At 64.8% G+C, this 23,500-nt stretch carries 22 protein-coding genes; 7 read left to right on the top strand and 15 right to left on the bottom strand.

The features are described from left to right. Positions 1 to 3: 3 nt before the first annotated feature. Positions 4 to 960, bottom strand: coding sequence for a zinc metalloprotease HtpX (gene htpX, locus AB7Z56_RS34900; RefSeq protein ID WP_063985179.1), 957 nt, complete (start codon positions 958 to 960; stop codon positions 4 to 6). Positions 961 to 1,294: 334 nt separating this feature from the next. Here htpX and AB7Z56_RS34905 point away from each other — a divergent pair, with 334 nt between their 5' ends. The 3 genes from AB7Z56_RS34905 to AB7Z56_RS34915 all read left to right on the top strand — a co-directional run bounded on the left by AB7Z56_RS34905 (position 1,295) and on the right by AB7Z56_RS34915 (position 4,616). Continuing rightward, positions 1,295 to 2,596, top strand: coding sequence for a lytic murein transglycosylase (locus tag AB7Z56_RS34905; RefSeq protein ID WP_063985180.1), 1,302 nt, complete (start codon positions 1,295 to 1,297; stop codon positions 2,594 to 2,596). Positions 2,597 to 2,838: 242 nt separating this feature from the next. Beyond that, a complete protein-coding gene (locus AB7Z56_RS34910; protein WP_063985181.1) occupies positions 2,839 to 3,342 on the top strand; it encodes a DUF1993 domain-containing protein in 504 nt (167 codons plus the stop codon). 173 nt (positions 3,343 to 3,515) lie between these two features. Further along, positions 3,516 to 4,616 (top strand): alkene reductase, encoded by a 1,101-nt coding sequence (locus AB7Z56_RS34915; protein ID WP_063985182.1) that lies wholly within the window; start codon positions 3,516 to 3,518, stop codon positions 4,614 to 4,616. Between the two features lie 221 nt (positions 4,617 to 4,837). On the opposite strand, the gene AB7Z56_RS34920 is transcribed toward AB7Z56_RS34915, so the two are convergent. From AB7Z56_RS34920 to glpD, 7 genes are all read right to left on the bottom strand, one after another. Further along, positions 4,838 to 6,580 (bottom strand): ABC transporter substrate-binding protein, encoded by a 1,743-nt coding sequence (locus AB7Z56_RS34920; RefSeq protein ID WP_063985183.1) that lies wholly within the window; start codon positions 6,578 to 6,580, stop codon positions 4,838 to 4,840. A 130-nt stretch (positions 6,581 to 6,710) separates the two neighbouring features. Continuing rightward, complete coding sequence (locus tag AB7Z56_RS34925) at positions 6,711 to 7,040, bottom strand: DUF2160 domain-containing protein (protein ID WP_063985184.1); 330 nt, start codon at positions 7,038 to 7,040, stop codon at positions 6,711 to 6,713. A 10-nt stretch (positions 7,041 to 7,050) separates the two neighbouring features. Further along, the gene (locus AB7Z56_RS34930) at positions 7,051 to 7,857 is read right to left on the bottom strand and encodes a carbohydrate ABC transporter permease (protein WP_063985185.1); all 807 of its coding nucleotides are present in this window, start codon (positions 7,855 to 7,857) and stop codon (positions 7,051 to 7,053) included. Beyond that, a complete protein-coding gene (locus AB7Z56_RS34935) occupies positions 7,857 to 8,831 on the bottom strand; it encodes a carbohydrate ABC transporter permease (RefSeq protein ID WP_063985186.1) in 975 nt (324 codons plus the stop codon). Before AB7Z56_RS34935 ends, AB7Z56_RS34930 begins: the two co-directional genes overlap by 1 nt. Further along, the gene (locus AB7Z56_RS34940; RefSeq protein WP_063985187.1) at positions 8,831 to 9,916 is read right to left on the bottom strand and encodes an ABC transporter ATP-binding protein; all 1,086 of its coding nucleotides are present in this window, start codon (positions 9,914 to 9,916) and stop codon (positions 8,831 to 8,833) included. Before AB7Z56_RS34940 ends, AB7Z56_RS34935 begins: the two co-directional genes overlap by 1 nt. Before the next feature lie 14 nt (positions 9,917 to 9,930). After that, a complete protein-coding gene (locus AB7Z56_RS34945) occupies positions 9,931 to 11,007 on the bottom strand; it encodes an ABC transporter ATP-binding protein (protein WP_063985188.1) in 1,077 nt (358 codons plus the stop codon). Beyond that, a complete protein-coding gene (gene glpD / locus AB7Z56_RS34950; RefSeq protein ID WP_063985189.1) occupies positions 11,004 to 12,554 on the bottom strand; it encodes a glycerol-3-phosphate dehydrogenase in 1,551 nt (516 codons plus the stop codon). The genes AB7Z56_RS34945 and glpD overlap by 4 nt, the downstream gene beginning before the upstream one ends. Before the next feature lie 229 nt (positions 12,555 to 12,783). Between glpD and AB7Z56_RS34955 the strand changes: the two genes are divergently transcribed. After that, the gene (locus AB7Z56_RS34955) at positions 12,784 to 13,065 is read left to right on the top strand and encodes a type II toxin-antitoxin system Phd/YefM family antitoxin (RefSeq protein ID WP_028148610.1); all 282 of its coding nucleotides are present in this window, start codon (positions 12,784 to 12,786) and stop codon (positions 13,063 to 13,065) included. Next, positions 13,062 to 13,487 (top strand): type II toxin-antitoxin system VapC family toxin, encoded by a 426-nt coding sequence (locus AB7Z56_RS34960; RefSeq protein WP_063985190.1) that lies wholly within the window; start codon positions 13,062 to 13,064, stop codon positions 13,485 to 13,487. The genes AB7Z56_RS34955 and AB7Z56_RS34960 overlap by 4 nt, the downstream gene beginning before the upstream one ends. Before the next feature lie 4 nt (positions 13,488 to 13,491). Here AB7Z56_RS34960 and AB7Z56_RS34965 read toward each other — a convergent pair whose 3' ends face one another. Continuing rightward, positions 13,492 to 14,340: a DeoR/GlpR family DNA-binding transcription regulator gene (locus AB7Z56_RS34965; RefSeq protein WP_063985191.1), complete on the bottom strand. Its 849-nt coding sequence runs from the start codon at positions 14,338 to 14,340 to the stop codon at positions 13,492 to 13,494. 91 nt (positions 14,341 to 14,431) lie between these two features. Further along, entirely contained in the window at positions 14,432 to 15,130 is a 699-nt protein-coding gene (locus AB7Z56_RS34970) for an HAD family hydrolase (RefSeq protein WP_063985192.1), read from the bottom strand. 154 nt (positions 15,131 to 15,284) lie between these two features. On the opposite strand from AB7Z56_RS34970, the gene AB7Z56_RS34975 reads away from it, so the two are divergent. Together AB7Z56_RS34975 and AB7Z56_RS34980 are read left to right on the top strand one after the other, a co-directional pair. Beyond that, on the top strand, positions 15,285 to 15,752 hold the full coding sequence (locus tag AB7Z56_RS34975; protein ID WP_231144343.1) for a nuclear transport factor 2 family protein: 468 nt from the start codon (positions 15,285 to 15,287) through the stop codon (positions 15,750 to 15,752). A gap of 319 nt (positions 15,753 to 16,071) precedes the next feature. Then, positions 16,072 to 16,467, top strand: a complete 396-nt coding sequence (locus AB7Z56_RS34980; RefSeq protein WP_155795382.1) for a nuclear transport factor 2 family protein — start codon at positions 16,072 to 16,074, stop codon at positions 16,465 to 16,467. A 265-nt stretch (positions 16,468 to 16,732) separates the two neighbouring features. Here AB7Z56_RS34980 and AB7Z56_RS34985 read toward each other — a convergent pair whose 3' ends face one another. From AB7Z56_RS34985 to AB7Z56_RS35005, 5 genes are all read right to left on the bottom strand, one after another. After that, complete coding sequence (locus tag AB7Z56_RS34985) at positions 16,733 to 16,924, bottom strand: hypothetical protein (RefSeq protein ID WP_028134810.1); 192 nt, start codon at positions 16,922 to 16,924, stop codon at positions 16,733 to 16,735. A 220-nt stretch (positions 16,925 to 17,144) separates the two neighbouring features. After that, the gene (locus AB7Z56_RS34990) at positions 17,145 to 17,555 is read right to left on the bottom strand and encodes an acyl-CoA thioesterase (RefSeq protein WP_063985193.1); all 411 of its coding nucleotides are present in this window, start codon (positions 17,553 to 17,555) and stop codon (positions 17,145 to 17,147) included. A 7-nt stretch (positions 17,556 to 17,562) separates the two neighbouring features. Then, positions 17,563 to 19,659 (bottom strand): 3-hydroxyacyl-CoA dehydrogenase NAD-binding domain-containing protein, encoded by a 2,097-nt coding sequence (locus AB7Z56_RS34995; protein WP_063985194.1) that lies wholly within the window; start codon positions 19,657 to 19,659, stop codon positions 17,563 to 17,565. Between the two features lie 2 nt (positions 19,660 to 19,661). After that, positions 19,662 to 20,945, bottom strand: coding sequence for an acetyl-CoA C-acetyltransferase (locus tag AB7Z56_RS35000; protein WP_063985195.1), 1,284 nt, complete (start codon positions 20,943 to 20,945; stop codon positions 19,662 to 19,664). Then, a complete protein-coding gene (locus tag AB7Z56_RS35005) occupies positions 20,945 to 23,212 on the bottom strand; it encodes an acyl-CoA dehydrogenase (RefSeq protein WP_231144342.1) in 2,268 nt (755 codons plus the stop codon). The genes AB7Z56_RS35000 and AB7Z56_RS35005 overlap by 1 nt, the downstream gene beginning before the upstream one ends. Between the last annotated feature and the right edge of the window lie 288 nt (positions 23,213 to 23,500).

Below are 23,500 nucleotides of genomic sequence, written 5' to 3' on the forward strand. Positions count from 1 at the left end.
GCATCAGCCCCAAGGGCCACGGGAAGGACCAGGTGAAGGGCCGCGTGAGGACGACTGCCCCCACGGGCTCCGCGGCGGATAGTTTTCGTTGGCGCCGACCGACGGAGATGCCTGCGCGCCGAGCTCGGCCGCGAGCTGCTGGAGCGCCGCGATGCGGTTCTGCGTCGAAGGATGGGTGGCGAACAGATTGTCCACACCATGGCCCGACAGCGGGTTGATGATGAACATGTGCGCGGTCGCGGGGTTTCTCTCGGCATCGTAGTTCGGGACCTGATGCGCGGCGCCTTCGATCTTCAGCAGCGCCGACGCCAGCCACATTGGCTGGCCCGCAATGCGCGCGCCGAGATTGTCCGCGGCGTATTCGCGGGTACGGCTGATCGCCATCTGCACCAGCATGGCGCCGATCGGGGCGAGGATCATCATCAGGATCGAGCCGACGATGCCGGGGCCGTTGTTGTCGCGATGGCCGCCGAAGAACATGCCGAACTGCGCCAGCATCGAGATCGCGCCGGCGATGGTCGCGGTAACAGTCATCAGCAGCGTGTCGTGATGCTTGATATGCGCGAGCTCGTGCGCGATCACGCCGGCAAGTTCCTCGCGGCTGAGCTGATGCACAAGGCCGGTGGTGACGGCGACCGCGGCATTCTGCGGGTTGCGCCCGGTCGCGAACGCGTTGGGCTGCGCCTCGTCCATTACGAACACACGCGGCATCGGCAGCGAGGCGCGGCCCGCAAGCTCGGCGACGAGCCCGACCAGCTCCGGCGCGCTGGCGCGGTCGACCTCATGGGCGCCGTACATGCGGAGCACCATGCGGTCGGAGTTCCAGTAGGTGAAGAGATTGGTCGCGGCGGCAATGACGAGCGCGATCATGGCGCCGGTGGCACCGCCGATCAGATAGCCGACGCCCATGAACAGGGCGGTGAGGCCGGCGAGCAGCATTGCGGTACGCAGATAGTTCATGGCCGTCTCCCAGGGCGGCCGCGGGCAAACCTCTGGCCGGCGCTATTCAGGTAGGGATGACCCCGGCCCGGGTGCAAGGTTTCAAGGTGCGTCGCGGGGCCGCGGCTATGCCCAACATTGCATTTCCGTCATGCCCGGGCTTGTCCCGCCTGCGCGGCCGAAGCCGCTTCGGCGCGGCGAAGGCCCGGGCATCCACGTTCTTCCTCTACACAAGGCCCGAAAGGCGTGGATGGCTGGGACAAGCCCGGCCATGACGAAGGGATGGTTTGAGGCGCTCAATTCACTTAAGCTTTAGCAAGATTCCACACGCGCCCTTCTCCCCGCCGGAAACCTCATGCTCCAGACCCGATTTGCGATCGCGGCCGCCGCTCTGCTCGCCTTCGCCCTCCCCGCCTCCGCCCAGTTCGCGCCACCACCCGCCAAGCCCATCGCGCCCAAAGCCACAACCCCGTCGCCGCGCGCGGCCTCGTGCCACAATGGCACGAGCTTCGATCGCTTCCTGGCCGACGTGAAAAAGCAGGCCGTTACCGCCGGCGTGTCGCAGCGGACGATATCGGAAGCCTCGCCCTACCTCGTCTACGACCAGGGCATCGTCAATCGCGACCGCGGCCAGCGCGTGTTCGGCCAGCTCTTCACCGAATTTGCCGGCCGCATGGCCGCGCCCTATCGCATGCAGAACGGCCAGCAGCACATCAAGAGCCACGCGGCTGCGTTCGCACGCGCCGAAAAGGAATACGGCGTGCCGCCGGCGGTGATCGCCGCGTTCTGGGGCCTCGAGAGCGATTTCGGCGTCAACATGGGCAATCTGCCGACGCTGAAATCACTGGTGTCGCTGGCCTATGACTGCCGGCGCTCGGAGATGTTCGTGAACGAGACCATCGCCGCGCTGAAGATCATCGATCGTGGCGATCTCACACCCGACGAGATGGTCGGCTCCTGGGCCGGCGAGCTCGGGCAGACGCAATTCCTGCCCGTGCATTACGTCAACTACGCCGTCGACTATGACGGCGACGGACGGCGCGATCTCTTGCGCAGCGAGGACGACGTGATCGGCTCGACCGCGAACTACATCGCCAACGGATTGAAGTGGCGGCGCGGCGAGCCGTGGCTCGAAGAGATCAAGGTGCCGCAGAACCTGCCCTGGGATCAGACCGACCTCACGGTGCAGCAGCCGCGCTCGAAATGGTCGCAGTTGGGAGTCACCTATCCCGACGGCCGTCCGCTGCCGAACGACAATCTCGCGTCGTCCGTGCTGCTGCCGATGGGACGCAATGGACCTGCCTTCATGGCGTATGCGAATTTCGCGGCCTACACCGAGTGGAATAATTCGCTGATCTATTCGACCACCGCGGGTTATCTCGCCACGCGCATCGCGGGCGCGGCTCCGATGCGCAAGCCGGCCCAACCGGTCGCGCAACTGCCGTTCAACGAACTCAAGCAATTGCAGCAGCTCCTGGTCCAGGCCGGCTTCAACGTCGGCAAGGTCGACGGTGTGCTGGGCCAGCAGAGCCGTGCCGCCGTGAAGGCGATGCAGATCAAATACGGCCTGCCCGCCGATTCCTGGCCGACCGCCGAGCTGCTCGCGCGGATGCGCGGCGGCACGGCCCAGGCGCAGCCGGCGGGGATGGTGCGCTAAGGCCTCTACTCTCCGTCATGCCCCGCGAAGGCGGGGCATCCAGTACTCCGAGACAGCGCGGCCGGAATCGAACCGCTGCGGCGTACTGGATCGCCCGCCTTCGCGGGCGATGACACTGCGGGTGTGGCTCGCTAGAATTTTCGCACCGCACAAGCCGCTCTCGCGATTGTAATTTTCTGTGATGCTCCCATGTGAGTGGCTCAGGTTTCTCCTGAGATTTCCCATTCACAAGCGAGCATCACATGTCCTTCCACGACGCCGTCGTCCCCGCGTACTTGCAAATGCTGAACAGCCTGACCGGCCTGCTCACCAAGGCTGAGGCGCATTGCGCGGCCAAAAAGATCGACCCGGGCGTCCTGCTCGGCTCGCGCCTCTTCCCGGACATGCTGCCGCTGTCGAAGCAGATCCAGCTCGCCAGCGATTTCGCCGCCAAGGGCTGCGCCAGGCTGACCCATAGCGAGGTGCCTTCGATGCCCGACACGGAAAAGACGTTTGAGGAGCTGAAGCAGCGGCTCGCCAAGACGATCGACTACGTGAAATCGTACAAGCCGGAGCAGTTCGAAGGCGCCGACACCAAGGACGTGACCTTCCCGGCGGGCCCGGACCGGACCATGACGCTCAAGGGCCAGCAGTTCTTCAGCGGGGTCTCGCTGCCGAACTTCTATTTCCACGCCACCACCGCTCACGGCATCATGCGTCACAACGGCGTCGAGATCGGCAAGCGCGATTTCCTCGGCGCGAACTGAGGGATCGCAGGCCGTGGAAGCGCAAATCCGCTGTCATGGCCGGGATTGCACATGAATCATGCTACGCGGGCCAGGCCGCGTAGCTCGCCTGCACTTTCCGTATGGCTCCTCCCTTGCGCTGATTGTCGCGATGCACAAGTGTTCGTGATCTCTCACCGCCTGGAAGCATTCCCATGAGCCGCCCGACCAAATTGCTAGAGACCTACAAGCTCGGCCCGATCACGCTGGCCAACCGCCTCGTGATGGCGCCGCTGACGCGCAACCGCGCAGCGCCCGGCACGTTCGTGCCGAGCCCGCTTGCCGCCGATTATTACGGCCAGCGCGCCTCCGCAGGTCTCCTGGTCACCGAAGCGAGCCAGATCTCACAGCAGGGCCAGGGCTACCAGGACACGCCCGGCATCTACAGCAAGGACCAGGTCGCCGGCTGGCGCAAGGTCACCGACCGCGTGCATGAGCGCGGCGGCAAGATCTTCATCCAGCTCTGGCATGTCGGCCGCATCTCGCATGTCGATCTCCAGGCCAATGGCGCAGCCCCGGTGGCGCCGAGCGCGATCCGCGCCAAGGGCAAGACCTTTGTCAACGGCACTTTTGCCGACGTCTCCGAACCCCGCGCGCTCGAGCTCTCCGAACTTCCCGGCATCATCGATGACTTCAAGCGCGCCACCAAGAATGCGCTCGAGGCCGGATTCGACGGCGTCGAAATCCACGGCGCCAACGGCTATCTGCTCGACCAGTTCGCAAGGGACGGTGCCAACAAGCGCACCGATGCTTACGGCGGCTCCATCGAGAACCGCGCGCGGCTGATGCTGGAGGTTTCCAGGGCTGTTGCCGCCGAGGCCGGCGCCGACCGCACCGGCATCCGCATCTCGCCGGTGACGCCAGCCAACGACCTCTCCGACTCCAATCCGCAGGCCTTGTTCGATCACATCGTCGACGGTCTCAACGCGCTCAAGCTCGTCTATCTGCACGTGGTCGAAGGCGCCACCGGCGGCCCGCGCGACATCGCGCCGTTCGACTATGCGGGCCTGCGCAAGCGCTTCACCGGCGCCTACATCGCCAACAACGGCTACGACTTCGATCTCGCGACCAAGGTGCTGGACGCGAACGCGGCCGATCTCATTGCCTTCGGCAAGCCGTTTATCTCCAACCCCGACCTGGTCGAGCGGCTGAAGACGGGCGCGGCGCTGAACGACTGGGACAAGAACACGTTCTACGGCGGCGGCGCGAAGGGCTACACGGATTATCCGACGCTCGCGGCCGAGCCGGCGGAGTAAGTACCAACCACACGACGGCTGTCATGCCCCGCGAAGGCGGGGCATCCAGTACGCCGCGGCTCTTCGGTTCAATCACGACCGTCTCTGGAATACTGGATCGCCCGATCAAGTCGGGCGATGACAGCGAGTGTGTAGTCGGCACAATCGCCATTCTCGACATCCGCCAGGAAAAAGGCCGGGATCGCTCCCGGCCTTTCGTGTTTGATGACGCTATGCGCCGCTTACTTCGCTTCCGCGCGCTTGGGCGGGGATGCCGGCCACGACTTGATCAGCGTGTCGTAGTCGACCGTCTCACCCTTCGGCTTCTCGTTGGCGAGCTTGCGCTGCGGTGCGATGGTGCCGTCCTTCTGGGCCTTGGCGTACCAGTACTCGGCGGTCTCCTTCTTGTGCAGCTTCGGACCGCAGGCGCCCTGCACGCCGGACTTCTCGAGGCGCTCCATGACGGAGTCCTGAGCGGCCGCGAGTGCATCCATCGCGGCTTGCGGCGTCTTCGCACCGGACGACGCATCGCCGATGTTCTGCCACCAGAGCTGCGCGAGCTTCGGATAGTCAGGCACGTTGTTGCCGGTCGGGGTCCACTGCACGCGCGCGGGCGAGCGGTAGAACTCGATCAGGCCGCCGAGCTTCGGCGCACGCTCGGTGAACGACTTGTCCCAGATGTCGGATTCACGGATGAAGGTGAGACCGACATGGCTCTTCTTCAGCGACACCGTCTTGGAGACGATGAACTGGAGATAGAGCCAGGCCGCCTTGCGGCGGTCAGCCGGGGTCGACTTCAACAGCGTGAGCGAGCCGGCGTCCTGGTAGCCGAGCTTCATGCCTTCCTTCCAGTACGAGCCGTGCGGCGACGGAGCCATACGCCATTTCGGCGTACCGTCCGCGTTCATCACGGCGATGCCCGGCTTCACCATGTCGGCGGTGAAGGCGGTGTACCAGAACATCTGCTGGGCGATGTTGCCCTGCGCCGGCACGGGACCGGACTCGGAGAAGGTCATGCCCTGGGCCTGCGGCGGAGCATACTTCTTCATCCACTCGAGGTACTTGGTGATCGAGTAGACCGCGGCCGGACCGTTGGTGTCGCCACCGCGATCGACCGAGGAGCCGACCGGACGGCAGCCTTCCATGCGGATGCCCCATTCGTCGACCGGCAGACCGTTCGGAATGCCCTTGTCACCGTTGCCGGCCATCGACAGCCAGGCGTCGGTGAAACGCCATCCGAGCGACGGGTCCTTCTTGCCATAGTCCATATGGCCGTAGACCTTGACGCCGTTGATCTCCTTGATGTCGTTCGTGAAGAACTCGGCGATGTCTTCATAGGCCGACCAGTTCACGGGCACGCCGAGCTCGTAGCCATACTTGGCCTTGAACTTGGCCTTGTAGTCCGCGTTGGTGAACCAGTCGTAGCGGAACCAATAGAGGTTCGCGAACTGCTGGTCGGGCAGCTGATAGAGTTTGCCGTCCGGCGCGGTGCCGAACGACTTGCCGATGAAGTCGTTGACGTCGAGCTGGGGATCGGTGACGTCCTTGCCCTCGCCGGTCATGTAGTCCGACAGCGCGATGGTCTGGCCGTAGCGGAAGTGTGTGCCGATCAGATCGGAATCGTTGATCCAGCCGTCATAGACGTTCTTGCCGGACTGCATCTGGGTCTGCAGCTTCTCGACGACGTCACCTTCCTGGATGATGTCGTGCTTGAGCTTGATGCCGGTGAGCTCGGAGAACGCCTTTGCCAGCGTCTGCGACTCGTATTCGTGGGTCGCGATGGTCTCGGAGACGACGTTGATCTCCATGCCCTTGAAGGGCTCGGCGGCCTTGGCGAACCACTCCAGCTCCTTCTTCTGCTCGTCCTTTGACAGCGTCGAGGGCTGGAATTCCGCAATCCACTTCTGGATCGCGGCGTCGTCGGCGGCGCGGACCGGCGCCGAGACGGCGAACGACACCGCCACGATGGCGGCGGCGCTGGACATGGTCAGAAAGCTATTCTTGGTCAATGGACCTTTCCTTCTCCTAAACTGTCGCATGTTGTTCCTCCGTTGCAGCGACAAAATTTTATACAGGCCCGGGTTGCCCCCGGATCTGGCCGTCCCTTCGCGAGCTTCAGACCGTGCGAAAAATGAGCACGGCCGTGGCCAGCGAAATCCCACTTGCGAGCCACAGGCTCGAAATCTCAAAACCTTCCTCGCCGATCGGCAGGGTGGCGAGCGTGTCGGTGCCGGCGAAGGCGATCCACAGAAGGTGGATGACGGCCGCCGTGATCAAGGAGATGAACAGGCGGTCGCCCCGCGTCGTCGGAATGCTGAGCACGCCGACGCGCTCGGCTTCGGGATAGACCGCGGCGAGGCACGTCATGACCGCGAGGGTGGAGGCGAGCGCCACGAAGAAGATCGCCGTCGGCAGCGTCCAGGCCATCCATGCAATAGATTCCATCGATGCCTCCCTAGACCCGACCGAGCGCGAAACCGCTCGCGATGTAATTGCGGACGAACCAGATCACGAGCGCGCCTGGGATGATGGTAAGCACGCCGGCCGCGGCCAGCAGGCCCCAGTCCATGCCCGCAGCCGACACCGTACGCGTCATGATCGCCGCGATCGGTTTTGCCTGCACCGAGGTCAGCGTCCGCGCGAGCAGGAGCTCGACCCAGGAAAACATGAAGCAGAAGAAGGCGGCGACGCCGATGCCGCTCGCGATCAGCGGCACCAGGATCCTGATGAAGAAGCGCGGAAAGGAATAGCCGTCGAGGAAGGCGGTCTCGTCGATCTCGCGCGGCACGCCGGAGACGAAGCCTTCGAGGATCCACACCGCCAGCGGAACGTTGAAGATGCAATGCGCGAGCGCGACCGCCCACGGCGTATCGAACAGGCCGATCGCCGAATAGAGGTTGAAGAACGGCAGCGCATAGACCGCCGCCGGGGCCATGCGGTTCGACAGCAGCCAGAAGAACAGGTGCTTGTCGCCGAGGAAGCGGTAGCGCGAGAACGCGTAGGCCGCGGGCAGCGCCACCGAGATCGAGATGATGGTGTTGAGGACGACGTATTTGAGCGAGTTGATGTAGCCGGAGTACCAGCTCTCGTCGGTGAAGATGCGCTTGTAATGCTGCAGCGTCGGCGCATGTGGCCACAGCGTCATCGTCGAGACGATTTCTGCGTTGGTCTTGAAGCTCATGTTGACGAGCCAGTAGATCGGCAACAACAGGAAGATCAGAAACAGCGCCATGATGACGCGGCGGCCGGGAATTGAGTGCATCAGGCCACTCCTTCCTTTGGCTTGAGTGCAGTCACGGGCTTGAGCACGGCCGAAGGCTTGGGCTCCGTCGCCGGCTCGGTCTCGGCCTGGACTTTGCGTTCGACGCCGGCATTGGTCATGACGGTATAGAAGATCCAGCAGACGATCAGGATGATCAGATTATAGACCAGCGAGAGCGCCGCGGCCTTGCCGAGGTCGAACTGGCCGAGCGCGATCTTGACGAGCTCGATCGACACGAAGGTCGTCGAGTTGCCGGGTCCGCCACCCGTCACCACGAACGGCTCGGTGTAGATCATGAACGAGTCCATGAAGCGCAGCAGCACGGCGATCAGGAGCACGCGGTTCATCTTCGGCAGCTGGATCGCCTTGAACACAGCCCAGCGCGAGGCGCCGTCGATCTGAGCTGCCTGGTAATAGGCCTCGGGGATCGACTTCAGGCCGGCGTAGCACAGCAGCGCGACCAGGCTGGTCCAGTGCCAGACGTCCATCACGATGACGGTAACCCAGGCATCGACGGCGTTGGAGACGTAGTTGTAGTCGATGCCGATCGCATTGAGCACATAGCCCATCAGACCGATGTCGGGCCGGCCGAAGATCTGCCAGATCGTGCCGACCACGTTCCACGGAATCAGCAGCGGCAGCGCGAGGATGACGAGGCAGGCCGCCACCGTCCAGCCCTGACGCGGCATCGACAGCGCGATGACGATGCCGAGCGGCACCTCGATCGCGAGGATCACCATCGAGAAGAACAGATTGCGGCCGAGCGAGGCGAGGAATCGGCCGCCGAGATCGGTCGATGGATCGAGCAGCTCCTTGAACCAGCCGACGCCGTTCCAGAAGAACTGGTTGTTGCCGAAGGTGTCCTGCATCGAATAGTTCACGACCGTCATCAGCGGCAGCACCGCCGAGAAGGCCACGACCAGGAACACCGGCAGCACCAGGAACCAGGCTTTTTGGTTGACGGTCTTGTCCATCAGGCGGCTCCCTCCACCAGAAGGCTGTCGGCATAGACGTGGACATGCGCCGGATCGAACTTCAGCCCGGCGGTACCGTCCGCGCTGGTGAAGCCCGCCGGCGCGCGCGCCGCGATCTTGGCCTCGCCGATGCGGACGCGCGCGAAGCGGATGCGGCCGAGGTCGTCGATGCGGTCGATCTTCGCACTGAGCAATCCGGGTGCGGGCGCGACGGCGTCGACAAACTCCGGACGCACGCCGATCTCGATCTTGGCGCCGGCTGGCAGGCTGTCATAGCTGCGGTTGAGCGCGATGACATTCCCGCCGATGCGCGCCTCGCGACCCTTCACCTCGGCCGGCAGGATGTTCATGCCGGGCGAGCCGATGAAATAGCCCACGAACGTATGCGCCGGCTTGTCGAACAGCTCGGCGGGCGTGCCGCTCTGCACCACGCGGCCGTCATGCATGACGACAACGGTGTCGGCGAAGGTCAGCGCCTCGGTCTGGTCGTGGGTGACGTAGATCATCGTCAGGTCGAGCTCGCGATGCAACGCCTTCAGCTTGGAACGGAGCTGCCATTTCAGCTCGGGATCGATCACGGTCAGCGGCTCGTCGAACAGCACGGCGGCGACGTCGGAGCGGACCAGGCCGCGGCCGAGCGAGATTTTTTGCTTGGCATCCGCCGTGAGGCGCGTCGCCTTGCGATTGAGATAGGGCTCAAGGTCGAGCAGGCGGCCGATCTCGGCGACGCGCTTGTCGATCTCGGCCTTCGGCACGCCGCGGTTCTTAAGCGGGAACGCCAGGTTCTGCCCCACCGTCATGGTGTCGTAGATCACCGGAAACTGGAACACCTGGGCGATGTTGCGCTTCTGGGTTGACAGCGGTGTGATGTCCTGGCCGTCGAACAGGATTTTCCCCCGCGACGGCGTGATGATGCCGGAGATGACGTTGAGCAGCGTGGTCTTGCCGCAACCGGACGGGCCGAGCAGCGCGTAAGCACCGCCCTGCCGCCAGGTCATGGTCACCGGCTTCAGCGCAAAGCTGTCCTGCGGCGCATCATTGCCGCCGTAAGAGTGGGCGAGATCGACGAGGTCAATGCGGGCCATGTCGCATCTCCCCCTTACGAGCTCGGCGCGGCGACCAGACGGTCGGCCGCGTCGAAGACGAAGATATCATTGGGATCGAGCACGGCATCGATGGTCTGGCCGGGCTCAAACTCGTGCACGCCGTGCAGCACTGCCACCCAGTTCGATCCGTCGCGGGTCAGATGCACAAAACTCTCCGAACCGGTGATCTCGGTCACCGTCACCGTGGCGTGGAAGGCGTGGCGGTCGGTCTCGCCATTGGCGAGGGCGAGCTGATGCGCGCGGAAGCCGACGCGATAGGCGCCGTCGGCGAGCGATGAATAGAGCCCGGAGGCCGGCGCGGCGATGCCGCCTGCATATTGCACAGAGCCGTTCTTTTTCTCGATGCCGACGAGGTTGAGCGGCGGATCGGAGAACACCTGAGCGACACGCAGCGTCTGCGGACGGCGGTAGACGTTCGGCGTCTCGCCGATCTGGAGCGCCTGCCCCTCCCACATGCAGACCGTGTTGCCGCCGAGCAGCAGCGCCTCGGTCGGCTCGGTCGTGGCATAAACGAAGATCGCGCCGGACGCCTCGAAGATGCGCGGCAGCTCGGTACGAAGCTCCTCGCGCAGCTTGTAGTCGAGATTGGCGAGCGGTTCGTCGAGCAGCACGAGATCGGCGCCCTTCACCAGCGCGCGCGCCATCGCGGTGCGCTGCTGCTGGCCGCCGGAGAGCTGGAGCGGCGTGCGTTTCAGGAACGGCTCGAGCCGGAGCAGCCGCGCGGCTTCCGCCACGCGCTTCTCGATCTCTTCGCGCGGCTTGCCCTGCACGCGCAAGGGCGAAGCGATGTTCTCGTAGACCGTGAGCGAGGGGTAGTTGATGAACTGCTGATAGACCATCGCGACCGAACGCTTGCGCACGTCGACGCCGGTGACGTCCTTGCCGTTGACCAGCACCTTGCCCGTCGTCGGCTTGTCGAGGCCGGCGAGCAGCCGCATGATCGAGGTCTTGCCTGACAGCGTCGGCCCGAGCAGCACGTTGAGCGTCCCGCTCTCGAGCGTCAGCGAGACGTCGCGGATGTGCGGTATCCCCTCGACGGTCCGGGTCACATGATCGAGCGTCACGGTCATGGGCGTCCTCCCGCTTCCAGCAGGGGACTTTGCGGCACAGCGTGGGTTGCAATCCAGTCGTTCAATGCAGCAACCTCGTCGGCAGATAGTCGCAGGCCAAGTTTGGAGCGGCGCCAGACGATGTCTTCCGCCGTGACCGCCCATTCATTGGCCATGAGGTAGCGGACCTCGCGTTCGGTCAGTGTCGCGCCGAAGGCCTGGCCGAGATCGGCGACCGACTTGGCATCACCAAGCAGCTTGATGGCGCGGGTACCATAGGCGCGCGCGAGGCGCCGGGCATGCTCATGGCTGAGGAAGGGATAGCCGCGCTGGAGCTCGGCGATCAGGCCGTCGACGTCGGACACGCCCATGTCCCCGCCGGGCAGCGGCCATTTGCCGGTCCAGCCTTCGCGCGCTTTCGCACTGCGAAGATAGGGCGCGAGCCGTTCCAGCGCCTCTTCGGCGAGTCGGCGGTAGGTCGTAATCTTGCCGCCATAGATCGAGAGCAGCGGCACGCCGCCGGGTGTGTCGAGCTCGAACACGTAGTCGCGCGTCGCGGCCTTGGCTTCGCTGGCGCCGTCGTCATAAAGCGGCCGCACGCCGGAATAGGTCCAGACCACGTCCGCCGAAGTCACCGGCTTGGCCAGGTATTCGCTCGCGGCGGCGCAGAGGTACTCGATCTCTTCGGGCGTCGCCTTCACCTTGGAGGGATCGCCGTCATAATCGCGATCGGTGGTGCCGATCAGCGTGAAATCGTCCTGGTACGGGATCACGAAGATGATGCGGCCGTCGGCGTTCTGGAACATGTAGGCGCGGTCGTGGTCGTAGAGCTTTTTGACTACGATGTGCGACCCCTGCACCAGGCGCACCTTGGCCTTCGCGTTCACGCCAGCGCCGCGGCCGAGCACATCCTCGACCCAGGGGCCGCCGGCATTGACCACCGCGCGGGCCTGGATCTGCGAACGCTCGCCGGTCAGCGTGCTGACCATGCTGACGGTCCAGATGCCGCCGGACTGCTTGATATCCGTCGCGCGGGTGCGGGTGCGGATCTCGGCGCCCTTGTCCGCGGCATCGCGCGCGTTGAGCACGACGAGACGGGCGTCGTCGACGAAGCAGTCGGAATATTCGAACGCGCGGCTGTAGCGGTTCGGGATCAGCGGGCGGCCGACCTCGTCACGCCTGAGATCGACCGAACGCGTCGCCGGCAACAGGTGCCGGCCGCCGATATGGTCATAGAGGAAGAGGCCGAGGCGCAGCAGCCAGGCCGGACGCAGGCCGGCGTGATGCGGCAAAACGAAACGCAGGGGATGGATGATATGGGGCGCGATGCCCCAAAGGATCTCGCGCTCGATCAGCGCCTCGCGGACCAGGCGAAACTCGTAATATTCGAGATAGCGCAGGCCGCCATGCACCAGCTTGGTCGACCAGGACGAGGTCCCGCTCGCCAGATCGTTCATTTCGCACAGGAAAACCGTGTTGCCCCGGCCCACCGCGTCGCGCGCGATGCCGCAGCCGTTAACACCGCCTCCGATAATGGCGAGGTCGAAAATACGCTCCAACAGACGCATCCCCCGGCGACCGCTCGTTCCTTCGAGCGACTACTTTCGTTTTTGATTAGATCACACCGAAAAACGAAAGCAAGATGAAAGAGAGGCGAAGGGAAGTGAAAGAGGAACTTTCTGGTGGGCAATCAGCCGTGGAAATGGGCAGTTCGGACGCCAATCGAAACCGCAATACGATCTTGAATAGTCACGTAGAGCCAATATAGTCATAATAGTCACATTAGTTATATTCGGCATGACAGACCGCAGCACCGCCCCCGATTCGCCCCCGACTGACACGTGGACGCTCGCCAATGCCAAGGCACGCCTGTCCGAGGTGGTCGATCGCGCCCAAACTGGCCCCCAGATCATCACCCGACACGGCAGGCCCAATGCGGTTGTCGTTTCCGCGGATGAATGGGCGCGAAAGACGGCACGCAAAGGCACGCTAGCTGAATTCCTGCTGGCTTCGCCGCTGCGCGGTGCCGACCTCGAACTTGAACGGGTGCAGGACGAACCGCGCGACGAGATGCCGTGAACCTGCTCCTCGACACCAACGTGCTGTCGGAGGTTCAGCGGCCGGCGCCTTCCCCGAAAGTCCTGGCATGGCTCGATACGGTCGATGAGGATCGCACGTTCATCAGCGTTGCTTCGATCGCCGAGCTTCGCCGCGGCATCGCCCTGCTGGACGATGGCCGTCGGCGCGCCGCACTGGTCGCTTGGCTCGCCCATGACCTGCCGGCTCGGTTCGCGCAGCGCATCCTGCCGATCGACCACGCGGTCGCTGAGCGCTGGGGCGACCTGATGGCGCAGAGCCGTCGCAATGGCGTTGCGTTGTCCGTGATGGACGGCTTCTTTGCGGCCACCGCGCTCGCCAACGATCTCACGCTCGTCACACGCAATGTGAAAGATTTTGCGGCCTTCGGCGTTCCGCTGCTCGACCCATGGAGCGACGCCTAAGCCGCTATCTCAGCCGGACCACCGGCGCGGCTTCGGGCGCGGCATCCTGCGCTTCGGCCTGCGCATCATCGATATCCGCCGCATCCTTCGGCATCGCCGCCATCACCTCGATGCCCTTGCTGTGGCAGATGGTGGCGAGGCGCTCGGGCAGCTCCTGGTCGGTCACGAAGGTCTGGATCTGGGTGATATGGGCGATGCGCACCGGCGCGCTGCGGCGCAGCTTGGTGGAGTCGGCAACCAGCATGACGCTGCGGGCATTGGCGATGATGGCTTGCGCCACCTGCACCTCGCGATAGTCGAAGTCGAGCAGCGCGCCCTCCTCGTCGATCGCGGACGCCCCGATGATGGCATAGTCGACCTTGAACTGGCCGATGAGCTGCGTCGCGGTCGAGCCGACCACGGCACCGTCGGCCCGCCGCACCGTGCCGCCGGCGACCACCACCTCAATGCGGGGATGGCGGTAGAGCAGCATCGCGACATTGAGATTGTTGGTGATGACGAGGAGGTCCTCGTGCGAGGTCAGCGCGCTCGCCACCTCCTCGGTCGTGGTGCCGATATTGATGAAGAGCGAGCAGCCGTTCGGGATCAGCGAGGCGGCCGCAGCCCCGATCGCCTTCTTTTCGTCGGCGGCGACGAACCGCCTCGCCTCGTAGGCGAGGTTTTCGACGCCGGAGGCGATGATGGCGCCGCCGTGGATACGGGTCAGCGAGCGGCGCTCGCAGAGATCGTTCAGATCCTTGCGGATCGTCTGCGCCGAGACCTCGAACCGGCGCGCGAGCTCCTCGACCATGACGCGCCCCGAGGCGCGCGCGATGTTGAGGATTTCGGCTTGGCGATGGGTCAATCCGGTCACGGCGATGGCCTCAAATCAGGAAGGCGCATGGTGCGGCGGTTCGCACGTTCGGTCAATGCGCTCAGCGATCACGGTTAACGGACAAAGCCTCTCACCATGCCATCGCGGCGGCGAGACGCGCGAGCAGTTCCGGATCGTCGAACGCGCTGGCGGAAGCAACCGCGCCGGCGCCAACAAGGTCGGCATGGCTGAGGCTCGTCCGGATGCCGATGGTCGGAATGCCGGCGGCCGTCGCCGACTGCACGCCGGAGCGGGAATCCTCGAACGCGATCGAAGCCGTCGCGCTCCCGCCGACGAAACGCAGCCCCTCCTGATAGGGCAGCGGGTGCGGCTTGCCGTGCGGCAGCTCGTCGCCGATCACAAGTGCCCTGAAGCGGTGCGTGATGCCGAGACCGGAGAGCAACAGCTCGGCATTCGGACGCGGCGCGTTGGTCACGGCGACCATGGGAATGCCGGCGGCATCCGCGCGGTCGAGCAGCGCCATCAGGCCCGGAAGCGGCTCGATCTGTCCGGCGACGAGTGTGCGGAAGACGACCTCCTTCTCTCCGAGGATCACGGCGCGCCGTTCCACGGTTTCGTCGGGCAGAAAGCGCTCGCCGATCGACGCATTGGCGAAGCCTTGCAGCTCCCTGGAGAAGCGCGCGTGATCGAACACATGGCCCAGCGGCCCAAGCACCTGGTTGAACGCCTTGAGGTGCAGCGGGTCGGTGTTGGCCAGCGTGCCGTCGATGTCGAACAGCAGCGCCCTGCCCGTCACTTGCCCCTGCGCCTGCCCTTTGGCCTCGATCATTTCCGTACTTTCCCGAATGCACGATGCATCAATGCGAAACACGTATCAATGCAGCCCCGATCGCGCAATGACGCATCGACATGACCGCCAAGCGACACTCGACAAAGTCGCGCGCGGCTGCAACACTCCGCGCAAGACCAAAAAGGAGGAAACGATGACGATCAACCGACGCGATCTGGCTCTCTCGACTCTTGCCGTCTCAACCCTTGCCGTCTCCGCGCTTGCTCTCACAGCACCGGCGTTGGCGGCCGCGGCGGATGAGGAAGCCGTGGCGAAAAAGGTCGAGGCCTTCCGCCTTGCCCAGATCGCGGCCGATCCCAAGGCGCTCGGCGCGCTCTGCGCCGACGAGGTGAGCTACAGCCATTCCAACGGCAAGGTCGAGGACAAGGCGACCTTCATCACCAACGCCACCGACGGCAAATCAAAATTCCTGTCGATCGAGTACAAGGACCCGACCATCAAGGTCGTCGGCCCCGCCGCGATCGTGCGCTTCCACTGGATGGGCGAACAGGAAATGGCGGCCGATGGGAAAAAAGTATCGACCAATCTTCACATCCTGATGAACTGGCAGAAGCAGGGCGACGATTGGAAGCTGCTGTCGCGGGCTGCGACGAAGCTGTGATTGCGATTCTTTCCCTCTCCCCCTGTGGGAGAGGGTGGCTCGCGGCGAGACGGGTGAGGGGTATGCTTCCGCGAGTAACTCTCTCGCTTCCGAATGCGCCGATAGAACCCCTCATCCGGCGCTTCGCGCCACCTTCTCCCACAAGGGGAGAAGGAAAAGGCAGCGGTATCAAGGGCTGCAAAAAATTCCGACCACGCTTTGCGCGTCAGAAATCGCGCCGCCTGGCGCAATGCAGCGTATTGCGACGACGATTGCGACCTGGCGCTCGACACAATCAAGTGCGGCTGCAACAGTGGGCGCAAGATCAAGGACGGAGGATATGATGACACTGAATCGCGACCATGCTGCCACGACGGACCACGAGGCGGTGGCAAAGAACGTCGAGGCATTTCGCCTCGCCCAGATCGCGGCCGATCCGAAGGCCCTCGGCGCGCTGTGCGCGGACGATCTGAGCTACAGCCATTCCAGCGGCTTCCTCGAGGATAAGGCGGCCTTTATCGCCAACGCCACCGACGGCAAGACCGAATTCCTGTCGATTACGTACAAGGATCCAACCATCAAGATCGTTGGTCCCGCCGCGATCGTGCGCTTCCACTGGTTGGCCGAGATGATGACCGGCGGACAGAAAGTGGCAAACAGCCTTCACATCCTGATGAACTGGCTGAAGCAAGGCGACGAGTGGAAGTTGTTGTCGCGCTCCGCGACGAAGTTGTGATTGCGATTCTTTCCCTCTCCCCCTGCGCGAGAGGGTGGCTCGCCGCGCGGCGGCGAGACGGATGAGGGGTTGCCCCCGCGGGCGACCCTCTCACGATTGAATTCGCGGAAACAACCCCTCATCCGGCGCTTCGCGCCACCTTCTCCCACATCCGCCTTCGCCAAGGCTTCGGCGGACATGAAGGGAGAAGGAAAAGGCAGCGGCATCAAGGGCTGCAAAAAATCCCGACCACGCTTTGCGCGCCAGAAATCGCCAGCGGCGGCGTTTACGCCGCTTCCTTCACATCGCCGTTAACCAGCTTGCGCGCGGCACGCTCGGCTTCGCGTGCGTTGCGGAAAAGCTGGCCTTCAAGGCGATTGAAGCGGTGCGACGAGGCGAAGAAACAATAGCCTCCCTGAGAACGAACGACGATACCTGCGGTTTGCGAGTCGACTTCGATAATGTAGCTGTCCGGCATGGTCCGTAGATTCCTCAGTGCGGGCAAATAACGGCAATCCTGCCCAAAGGTTCCTGAGCATTTGAGGCCGTCTCCACCCCGAATCGACACGCAATTGAGTACGCCGGGACCTCATCCGTTTTATGACTTGTTCTTGGCGAAGCCGCGACGCGGTGACTCAGTCGCGCCGCGTTTGGCGTGCCGCAAGTTTGCGTGAGATGGGGCAGAGCGTCGCGCGCGATTACGTCGCGATCGGCGGATCGTTGCGCTGGATCGCTTGCGGACGGCCGTCATCATCGATCGAGACGTAGGTGAAATGACCGTCGGTGACGAGGATCGGCTGGAGCTCCCTGCGCCGTAGCGCCCAGGCTTCGAGATGCACGGTCATCGAGGTGCGGCCCACGCGGACGAGATTGGCATAGACCGAAACGAGATCGCCGACATAGACCGCTTTGCGAAAATTCATCGCCTCGATCGCCACGGTGACCGTACGCGACCTCGCGAGCTTCGATGCGAACACGCCGCCGCCGACATCCATCTGGCTGAGCAGCCAGCCGCCGAAGATGTCGCCGTTGGCATTGGTGTCGGCGGGCATTGCCAGCGTGCGAATGCAGAGATCGCCGCGCGGCTCGGTGTCGGACTTCTCGGTCATGTCGGTCTCACCTAAAATTGTCCCAGCCCGGATCGGGCGCAAAGCGCCCGCCGAATCGCTCGGCCAGCGCGCGCAGGGTGGATACGACATTTTCCACGCCGCGCGTGCGCGCGTAGTTCAGCGGACCGCCGCGGAACGGTGCATATCCAGTGCCGAAGATCATGGCGCCGTCGACCGCATCGGCATCGTCGACGATACCTTCGCGGAGTGCCGCGACGCAGACATTGGACATCGGCAGCACCAGGCGGTCGATCATCGGGTCGGTGACGCGCGGGCCGGTCTCGGGCAACGGCGCCTTCTCCGCCTTGCCGTCCTTCCAGGTGTAGAATCCCTTGCCCGTCTTGCGGCCGAGCTCGCCCTTGGCGACCTTCTCGCGCAGCCAAGCCGGCGTCGGCGGGAGCAGATCGCCGAACTTGGTCCGCAGCATGTCACCGACGTCGAGGCAGATGTCGAGCCCGACCTGGTCGGCGAGCTCGATCGGCCCCATCGGCATGCCGAACTGCTCGGCCGCCGCGTCGATCAGGCGCTGGTCGATCCTCTCATCCAGCATCACCATCGCCTCCAGCATGTAGGGCGTCAGCGCACGGTTGACGAGGAAGCCGGGCGAGCTCTTCACGGAGAGCGGCAGACGGTCGATCGCGCCGACGAAGGCGAGCGCCTCCTTCAGCACCCGCGCGTCGTTGCCGTCATGGCTGACGACTTCGACCAGCTGCAGCCGCGACACCGGGTTGAAGAAGTGCAGGCCGACGAGACGATCGGGCCGCGCCAGCGTGGTGCGCAGATCCTGGAGCGGAATGCTCGACGTGTTGGTCGCAAGGATCGCGCCCGGCTTCATCTTCGGCTCGAGGCCCGCATAGACCTTCTGCTTCAGCTCGAGCTTTTCCGGCACCGCCTCGATGATCAGATCGGCGTTGCGAACGCCCTCGCCGTCCATGTCGGGGATCAGACGATCAAGCGCATCGCGCACCTCGGTCGGCCTGCGAATGATCTTGCCGTAAAGCTCGGCCGCGCGCTTCACCGCGCCGGCGACCGGCTCCGGCTTCATGTCCGCGAGCGAGACGCGCAGCCCCTGCCCCGCACACCACGCCGCGATATCACCACCCATGGCGCCGGCGCCGATGACATGGACGTGCTTGATCGTGTTGCCGCCGCCGGCCGTCTTCTTCATCTGCTCGCGCAGGAAGAACACGCGGATCAAATTCTGCGCGGTCGGCGTCACCATCAGCCTGGCGAACGAGGCCTGCTCGGCCTTCAGCATCGCGGCCTTGCTGCCGCCATGGGTCTCCCAGAGATCGATCAGCGCGTAAGGCGCCGGATAATGCTCGCGGCGCGCGGCCTTCGCCGCCTCCGAGCGCATGCGCCTGGCCAGCAGCCCGCGCACGGGACCGAAATTGGCCGCGTGAGTCAGAAGGCCCGGACGCGCCCGCTTCAAGCGGCCGAACAGCGCATCCTTCACCGCGTTGCGGACGTGCCGCTCCTGCGTCACGGTATCGACGAGGCCGAGCGATCTGGCGCGGCGCGCATCGATGGTGCGGCCGGTCAGCATCAGCGCCATCGACTGCGTCGGGTTCACCAGCGCGGTGAAGCGCGCGGTGCCGCCGAGGCCGGGATGCAGGCCGAGCATCACCTCCGGGAAGCCGAAGCGCGCGCCGTCGATCGCAATGCGCGACTGGCAGGCCAGCGCGACCTCCAGCCCGCCGCCGAGGCAGAAGCCGTGGATGACCGCGACCGTCGGCAGCTTCAGCGCCTCCAGATGATCGACCACCGCATGCGCCGCGCGGATGCGTGTCTCGACCATCTCGGGATCGCTGGCGCCGCGGAATTCGTTGACGTCGGCGCCGGCAATGAAGCCGGACGGCTTTGCCGAGCGGATCACGAGGCCGGCGGGGCGCTCGGTCTCGATCGCCGCGAGCACGGCATCGAACTCCTCCATCACGTCCGCGGACAGCGTGTTGGCGCTGGCATCTGCGCGGTCGAACAGCAGCCAGGCGACGCCGTCGGCATCGCGCGTCAGCTTGAAGTGCTTGTAGGGGCAGTCGGTCGCGGGCCTGGGCCCAAGCTCCAGCACGCGGTCGCCGAGCGCGGTCATGATCCTGGAATCCATGGTCACACCGCCTCGATCAGCATGGCGCCGCCGAGCCCGCCGCCGATGCATTCGGTCGCAACGCCGCGGCGCGTGCCGAGCCGCTTCATCGCATTGACGAGATGCAGCACGATGCGGTTGCCGGAGGTGCCGACGGGATGGCCGAGCGAGATGGCACCGCCATCGACGTTGAGCCTGTCACGGTCGATCTCGCCGGCCGCGCCGTCGAGGCCCAGGATCTCGCGACAGAATTTGTCGTCGTTCCAGGCGGCGAGACAGCCGAGCACCTGCGTCGCAAAAGCCTCGTTCAGCTCCCAGGTTTCGACGTCCTTGACGGTGAGGTCGTTGCGGTGAAGCAGCGGCGTCGCCGACATCACGGGTCCCAGTCCCATGATGCTGGGATCGAGCGCCGCCCAGTGGCTGTCGACGATGACAGCCTTCGGCGTCAGTCTGTGCTTTGCGACCGCCGCGTCGGAGGCGAGGATCACCCAGGAGGCACCGTCGGTGATCTGCGACGAATTGCCGGCGGTGACCTGGCCCCAAGGGCGTTCGAACACCGGCCGCAGCTTTGCGAGCGTCTCGGCCGTCGAGTCCGGCCGCACGCCGTCGTCATGGTCGAAGAATTTTCCGTCGCGGGAGAACGCTGTCTCGACCTCGCCCTTGAGAAAACCTTCGGCCTGCGCATGCGCGAGCCGGCGATGACTCTCGGCGGCATAAGCGTCGGACTGTGCCCGCGTGATGCCGAAGAGATGGCCGACGACCTCGGCGGTCTGGCCCATGTTCAAGTCGGTGATGGGATCGGTCAGCCCGCGCTCCAGGCCGATGATCGGCTTGAGGTAGCGCGGCCGCAGCTTGAAGGCGGCAGCGAGCTTCGCGGCCATACCCTTGGCGGTGGCAAGGCCGGCGAACCAGCGCACACCGGAATTCGGCCAGACCAGCGGCGCGTGGCTCAGCGCCTCGGTGCCGCCGGCGAGGACCATGTCGGCATGACCCTCGCGGATGTAGCGGTAGGCCGTGTCGATCGACTGCATGCCGGAGCCGCAATTGATCTGCACGGTGAAGGCGACCATGTCCTCGCCCATGCCGAGCCGGAGCGCGGCGACGCGGGCCGGGTTCATCTCGTCCGCGATCACGTTGACGCAACCGAGGATGACCCGGTCGAAATCATCGGGTGAAAACGGCTGGCGTGCCAGCAGCGGCCGGCCGCATTGCACGGCGAGATCGACTGGCGTGAACGGCCCCGGCCCCGAACGCGCTTTGAGAAACGGCGTCCGGCTGCCGTCGACGATGAAAACCGGTCGTGCCATCAGCTCGCCGCCCTCTGTTCACCGAGTTCCTGGAAGAACTGATGCACATCTCCGGTTTTCTTGTAAATCGGCGACAGCGCTTCGGGCGCAAAATCGTCGACCTCGATCACTTTTGTGACGGCTTCATGAGCGGCCGCAAGCTGCTCGCCTTCGGCCTGCGTGATCACGCCCTTGGTGACGGCGTCCTTCCAGTCGCGGATGTGCGCGGCGCGCATGCGCTTGGCGATGGCATCGGTGGCCGCAACGAGCTTGAACGCGCGCTCCAGCCGGGCAAAGCCGCCGTCGTCATCGACATAAGCGAGATCCGGCGTGAGGCGCTCGCGCGCCGCCGACGGCTCCAGCACGAGGCTGGCGCACTGGTGCACGACACGGTCAGACGGGCCGAGCACCCGCGCGCCGAAGGGCTGGACCACGAGCTTGAGGATGACAGCGACAAAACGATTGGGCAGATTGGCGAGGATCTCAGCAAGCCGGTTCTCGATGGTCTTGAAGCCGGTCGCCATGCACCATTCCAGCGCAGCGAAGTCCTCCTTCTGCCGGCCCTCGTCCTGCCAGCGTTTCAGCGCGGCCGAGAGCAGATAGAGCTCGGAGAGGATGTCGCCGAACCTCGCCGACAGCATCTCCTTGCGCTTGAGCGCGCCGCCGAGCGTGAGCAGCGCCATGTCGGCGCAGAGCGCGAAGGCCGCGGAGTAGCGCGCGAGCTGGCGATAGAATGGCGTGGCATCGCCCGCATCCGGCGCAAGCGCGAAGGCGCCGAAGCTCCAGCTCCGGCCGAACGCACGCAACAGCGTCTGGAAGCTGTGGCCGGCATGTTTCCAGAACGCCTTGTCAAAGGCGGTGAGCCCGCGTTCGCGATCGGCGTCCGCAAGCGCATTCATCTCGTCAAGCAGATAGGGATGCGCGCGGATGGCACCCTGCCCGAACACGATGAGGTTGCGGGTCAGGATGTTGGCGCCCTCGACCGTGATACCGACAGGCACGGCGCGGTGCAGATTGCCGAGATAGTTTTGCGGACCGTCGATCACGGCCTTGCCGCCATGGATGTCCATGGCGTCGTCGACCGCCGTGCGCATCCGCTCGGTCGCGTGCAGCTTCATGATGCCGGAGATGACGGCGGGATGGATGCCGGCATTCAGCGCCGCGCAGGTCAGCCGGCGCGCCGCGTCGAGCTGGTAGGCGGTGGCGACGATACGCGCGAGCGGCTCCTCGACGCCCTCGAATTTGGAGATAGAGATGCCGAACTGCTCGCGGATGCGGGCATAGGCGCCGGTGGTACGGGCGGCATAGGCGGCGCCGGCCGCCGACAACGATGGAAGAGAAATGCCGCGGCCGGCGGCGAGCGCGGTCATCAGCATCTTCCAGCCCTGCCCGAGTCTCTCCTTGCCGCCGATGACGTAGTCGAGCGGGATGAAGACGTCGCGGCCCCAGTTCGGGCCATTCTGGAACACCTGCATCGACGGCAGATGACGATGGCCGATCTTGACGCCCGGCAGATTGGTCGGGATCAGCGCGACGGTGATGCCAAGCTCTTCCTGGCTGCCCACGAGGTGGTCGGGGTCATAGGCCTTGAAGGCGAGGCCCAGCAGCGTCGCGACCGGGCCGAGCGTGATGTAGCGCTTGTGCCAGTTGAGCCTGAGGCCAATGACCTCGCTGCCCTCGAAATCGCCCTTGCAGATGATGCCGGTGTCGACCATCGAGGCGGCGTCGGAGCCGGCTTCGGGGCTGGTCAGGCCGAAGCAGGGAATGTCGCGGCCGTCGGCGAGGCGCGGCAACCAGCGCTCCTGCTGCTCTTTCGTGCCGAAGCGCATCAGGAGCTCGCCCGGCCCGAGCGAGTTCGGCACCATCACGGTGACGGCCGCGGCGATCGAACGGGTCGAGATCTTGCGCACCACTTCCGAATGGGCATAGGGCGAGAAGCCGAGACCACCGAATTCCTTCGGAATGATCATGCCGAAGAATTTCTCACGCTTGACGAAGTGCCAGACGTCTGGCGGCAGGTCACGCCATTCCCAGAAGATCTTCCACTCGTCGAGCATGGCGCAGAGCGCGTCGACCGGGCCGTTGAGAAAGGCCTGCTCCTCGGGGGTGAGCGTCGCCTGAGGCACCTTCAGCAACTTCGACCAATCGGGGTCGCCGGTGAAGAGATCGGCATCCCACCAGACGTCACCGGCCTCCAGCGCCTCGCGCTCGGTGTCGGACATCGCTGGCAGCACGCCGCGCGCCCAGGAGAAGATCGGCTTTGTGATGGTGTCGCGGCGGAAGCTCATGGCTGACCTCATGCATCGGCGCGGTTATCGGCATTTTAGCGGAAAGTGGCCGGGGTAAGTGAACACTTCGCGAGCAAAAAGACGCGAATTGACGCGGCCGGGCGGCCGCCCCGGAGGCCATAACGGTCGGGGCGTGGGGGCAGTTCCGGGGAGGCGAATCGGGCTGAATGCCCCGTCGTCATTCCGGGGCGACGCGCAAGCGTCGAGCCCGGAATCCATAACCACCATCGGGAGTATGGATTCCGGGCTCGCGCCTGACGGCGCGCCCCGGAATGACGATGCGGAGAG

Origin of the sequence: Bradyrhizobium sp. 482_C4_N1_8 (genome assembly GCF_052075965.1) — a bacterium.
GTDB lineage: Bacteria > Pseudomonadota > Alphaproteobacteria > Rhizobiales > Xanthobacteraceae > Bradyrhizobium > Bradyrhizobium barranii.

Excerpts from the sequence above, each read along its gene's own strand:
- glpD (WP_063985189.1), bottom strand. The coding sequence starts at position 12,554 with ATGCGTCTGTTGGAGCGTATTTTCGACCTCGCCATTATCGGAGGCGGT.
- AB7Z56_RS34925 (WP_063985184.1), bottom strand. The coding sequence starts at position 7,040 with ATGGAATCTATTGCATGGATGGCCTGGACGCTGCCGACGGCGATCTTC.
- AB7Z56_RS34975 (WP_231144343.1), top strand. The coding sequence starts at position 15,285 with ATGACGATCAACCGACGCGATCTGGCTCTCTCGACTCTTGCCGTCTCA.
- AB7Z56_RS34940 (WP_063985187.1), bottom strand. The coding sequence starts at position 9,916 with ATGGCCCGCATTGACCTCGTCGATCTCGCCCACTCTTACGGCGGCAAT.
- AB7Z56_RS34920 (WP_063985183.1), bottom strand. The coding sequence starts at position 6,580 with ATGTCCAGCGCCGCCGCCATCGTGGCGGTGTCGTTCGCCGTCTCGGCG.
- AB7Z56_RS34980 (WP_155795382.1), top strand. The coding sequence starts at position 16,072 with ATGATGACACTGAATCGCGACCATGCTGCCACGACGGACCACGAGGCG.
- AB7Z56_RS35005 (WP_231144342.1), bottom strand. The coding sequence starts at position 23,212 with ATGAGCTTCCGCCGCGACACCATCACAAAGCCGATCTTCTCCTGGGCG.
- AB7Z56_RS34930 (WP_063985185.1), bottom strand. The coding sequence starts at position 7,857 with ATGCACTCAATTCCCGGCCGCCGCGTCATCATGGCGCTGTTTCTGATC.
- AB7Z56_RS34970 (WP_063985192.1), bottom strand. The coding sequence starts at position 15,130 with ATGATCGAGGCCAAAGGGCAGGCGCAGGGGCAAGTGACGGGCAGGGCG.
- AB7Z56_RS35000 (WP_063985195.1), bottom strand. The coding sequence starts at position 20,945 with ATGGCACGACCGGTTTTCATCGTCGACGGCAGCCGGACGCCGTTTCTC.
- AB7Z56_RS34915 (WP_063985182.1), top strand. The coding sequence starts at position 3,516 with ATGAGCCGCCCGACCAAATTGCTAGAGACCTACAAGCTCGGCCCGATC.
- AB7Z56_RS34945 (WP_063985188.1), bottom strand. The coding sequence starts at position 11,007 with ATGACCGTGACGCTCGATCATGTGACCCGGACCGTCGAGGGGATACCG.
- AB7Z56_RS34905 (WP_063985180.1), top strand. The coding sequence starts at position 1,295 with ATGCTCCAGACCCGATTTGCGATCGCGGCCGCCGCTCTGCTCGCCTTC.
- AB7Z56_RS34985 (WP_028134810.1), bottom strand. The coding sequence starts at position 16,924 with ATGCCGGACAGCTACATTATCGAAGTCGACTCGCAAACCGCAGGTATC.
- AB7Z56_RS34995 (WP_063985194.1), bottom strand. The coding sequence starts at position 19,659 with ATGGATTCCAGGATCATGACCGCGCTCGGCGACCGCGTGCTGGAGCTT.
- AB7Z56_RS34955 (WP_028148610.1), top strand. The coding sequence starts at position 12,784 with ATGACAGACCGCAGCACCGCCCCCGATTCGCCCCCGACTGACACGTGG.
- AB7Z56_RS34910 (WP_063985181.1), top strand. The coding sequence starts at position 2,839 with ATGTCCTTCCACGACGCCGTCGTCCCCGCGTACTTGCAAATGCTGAAC.
- AB7Z56_RS34935 (WP_063985186.1), bottom strand. The coding sequence starts at position 8,831 with ATGGACAAGACCGTCAACCAAAAAGCCTGGTTCCTGGTGCTGCCGGTG.
- htpX (WP_063985179.1), bottom strand. The coding sequence starts at position 960 with ATGAACTATCTGCGTACCGCAATGCTGCTCGCCGGCCTCACCGCCCTG.
- AB7Z56_RS34990 (WP_063985193.1), bottom strand. The coding sequence starts at position 17,555 with ATGACCGAGAAGTCCGACACCGAGCCGCGCGGCGATCTCTGCATTCGC.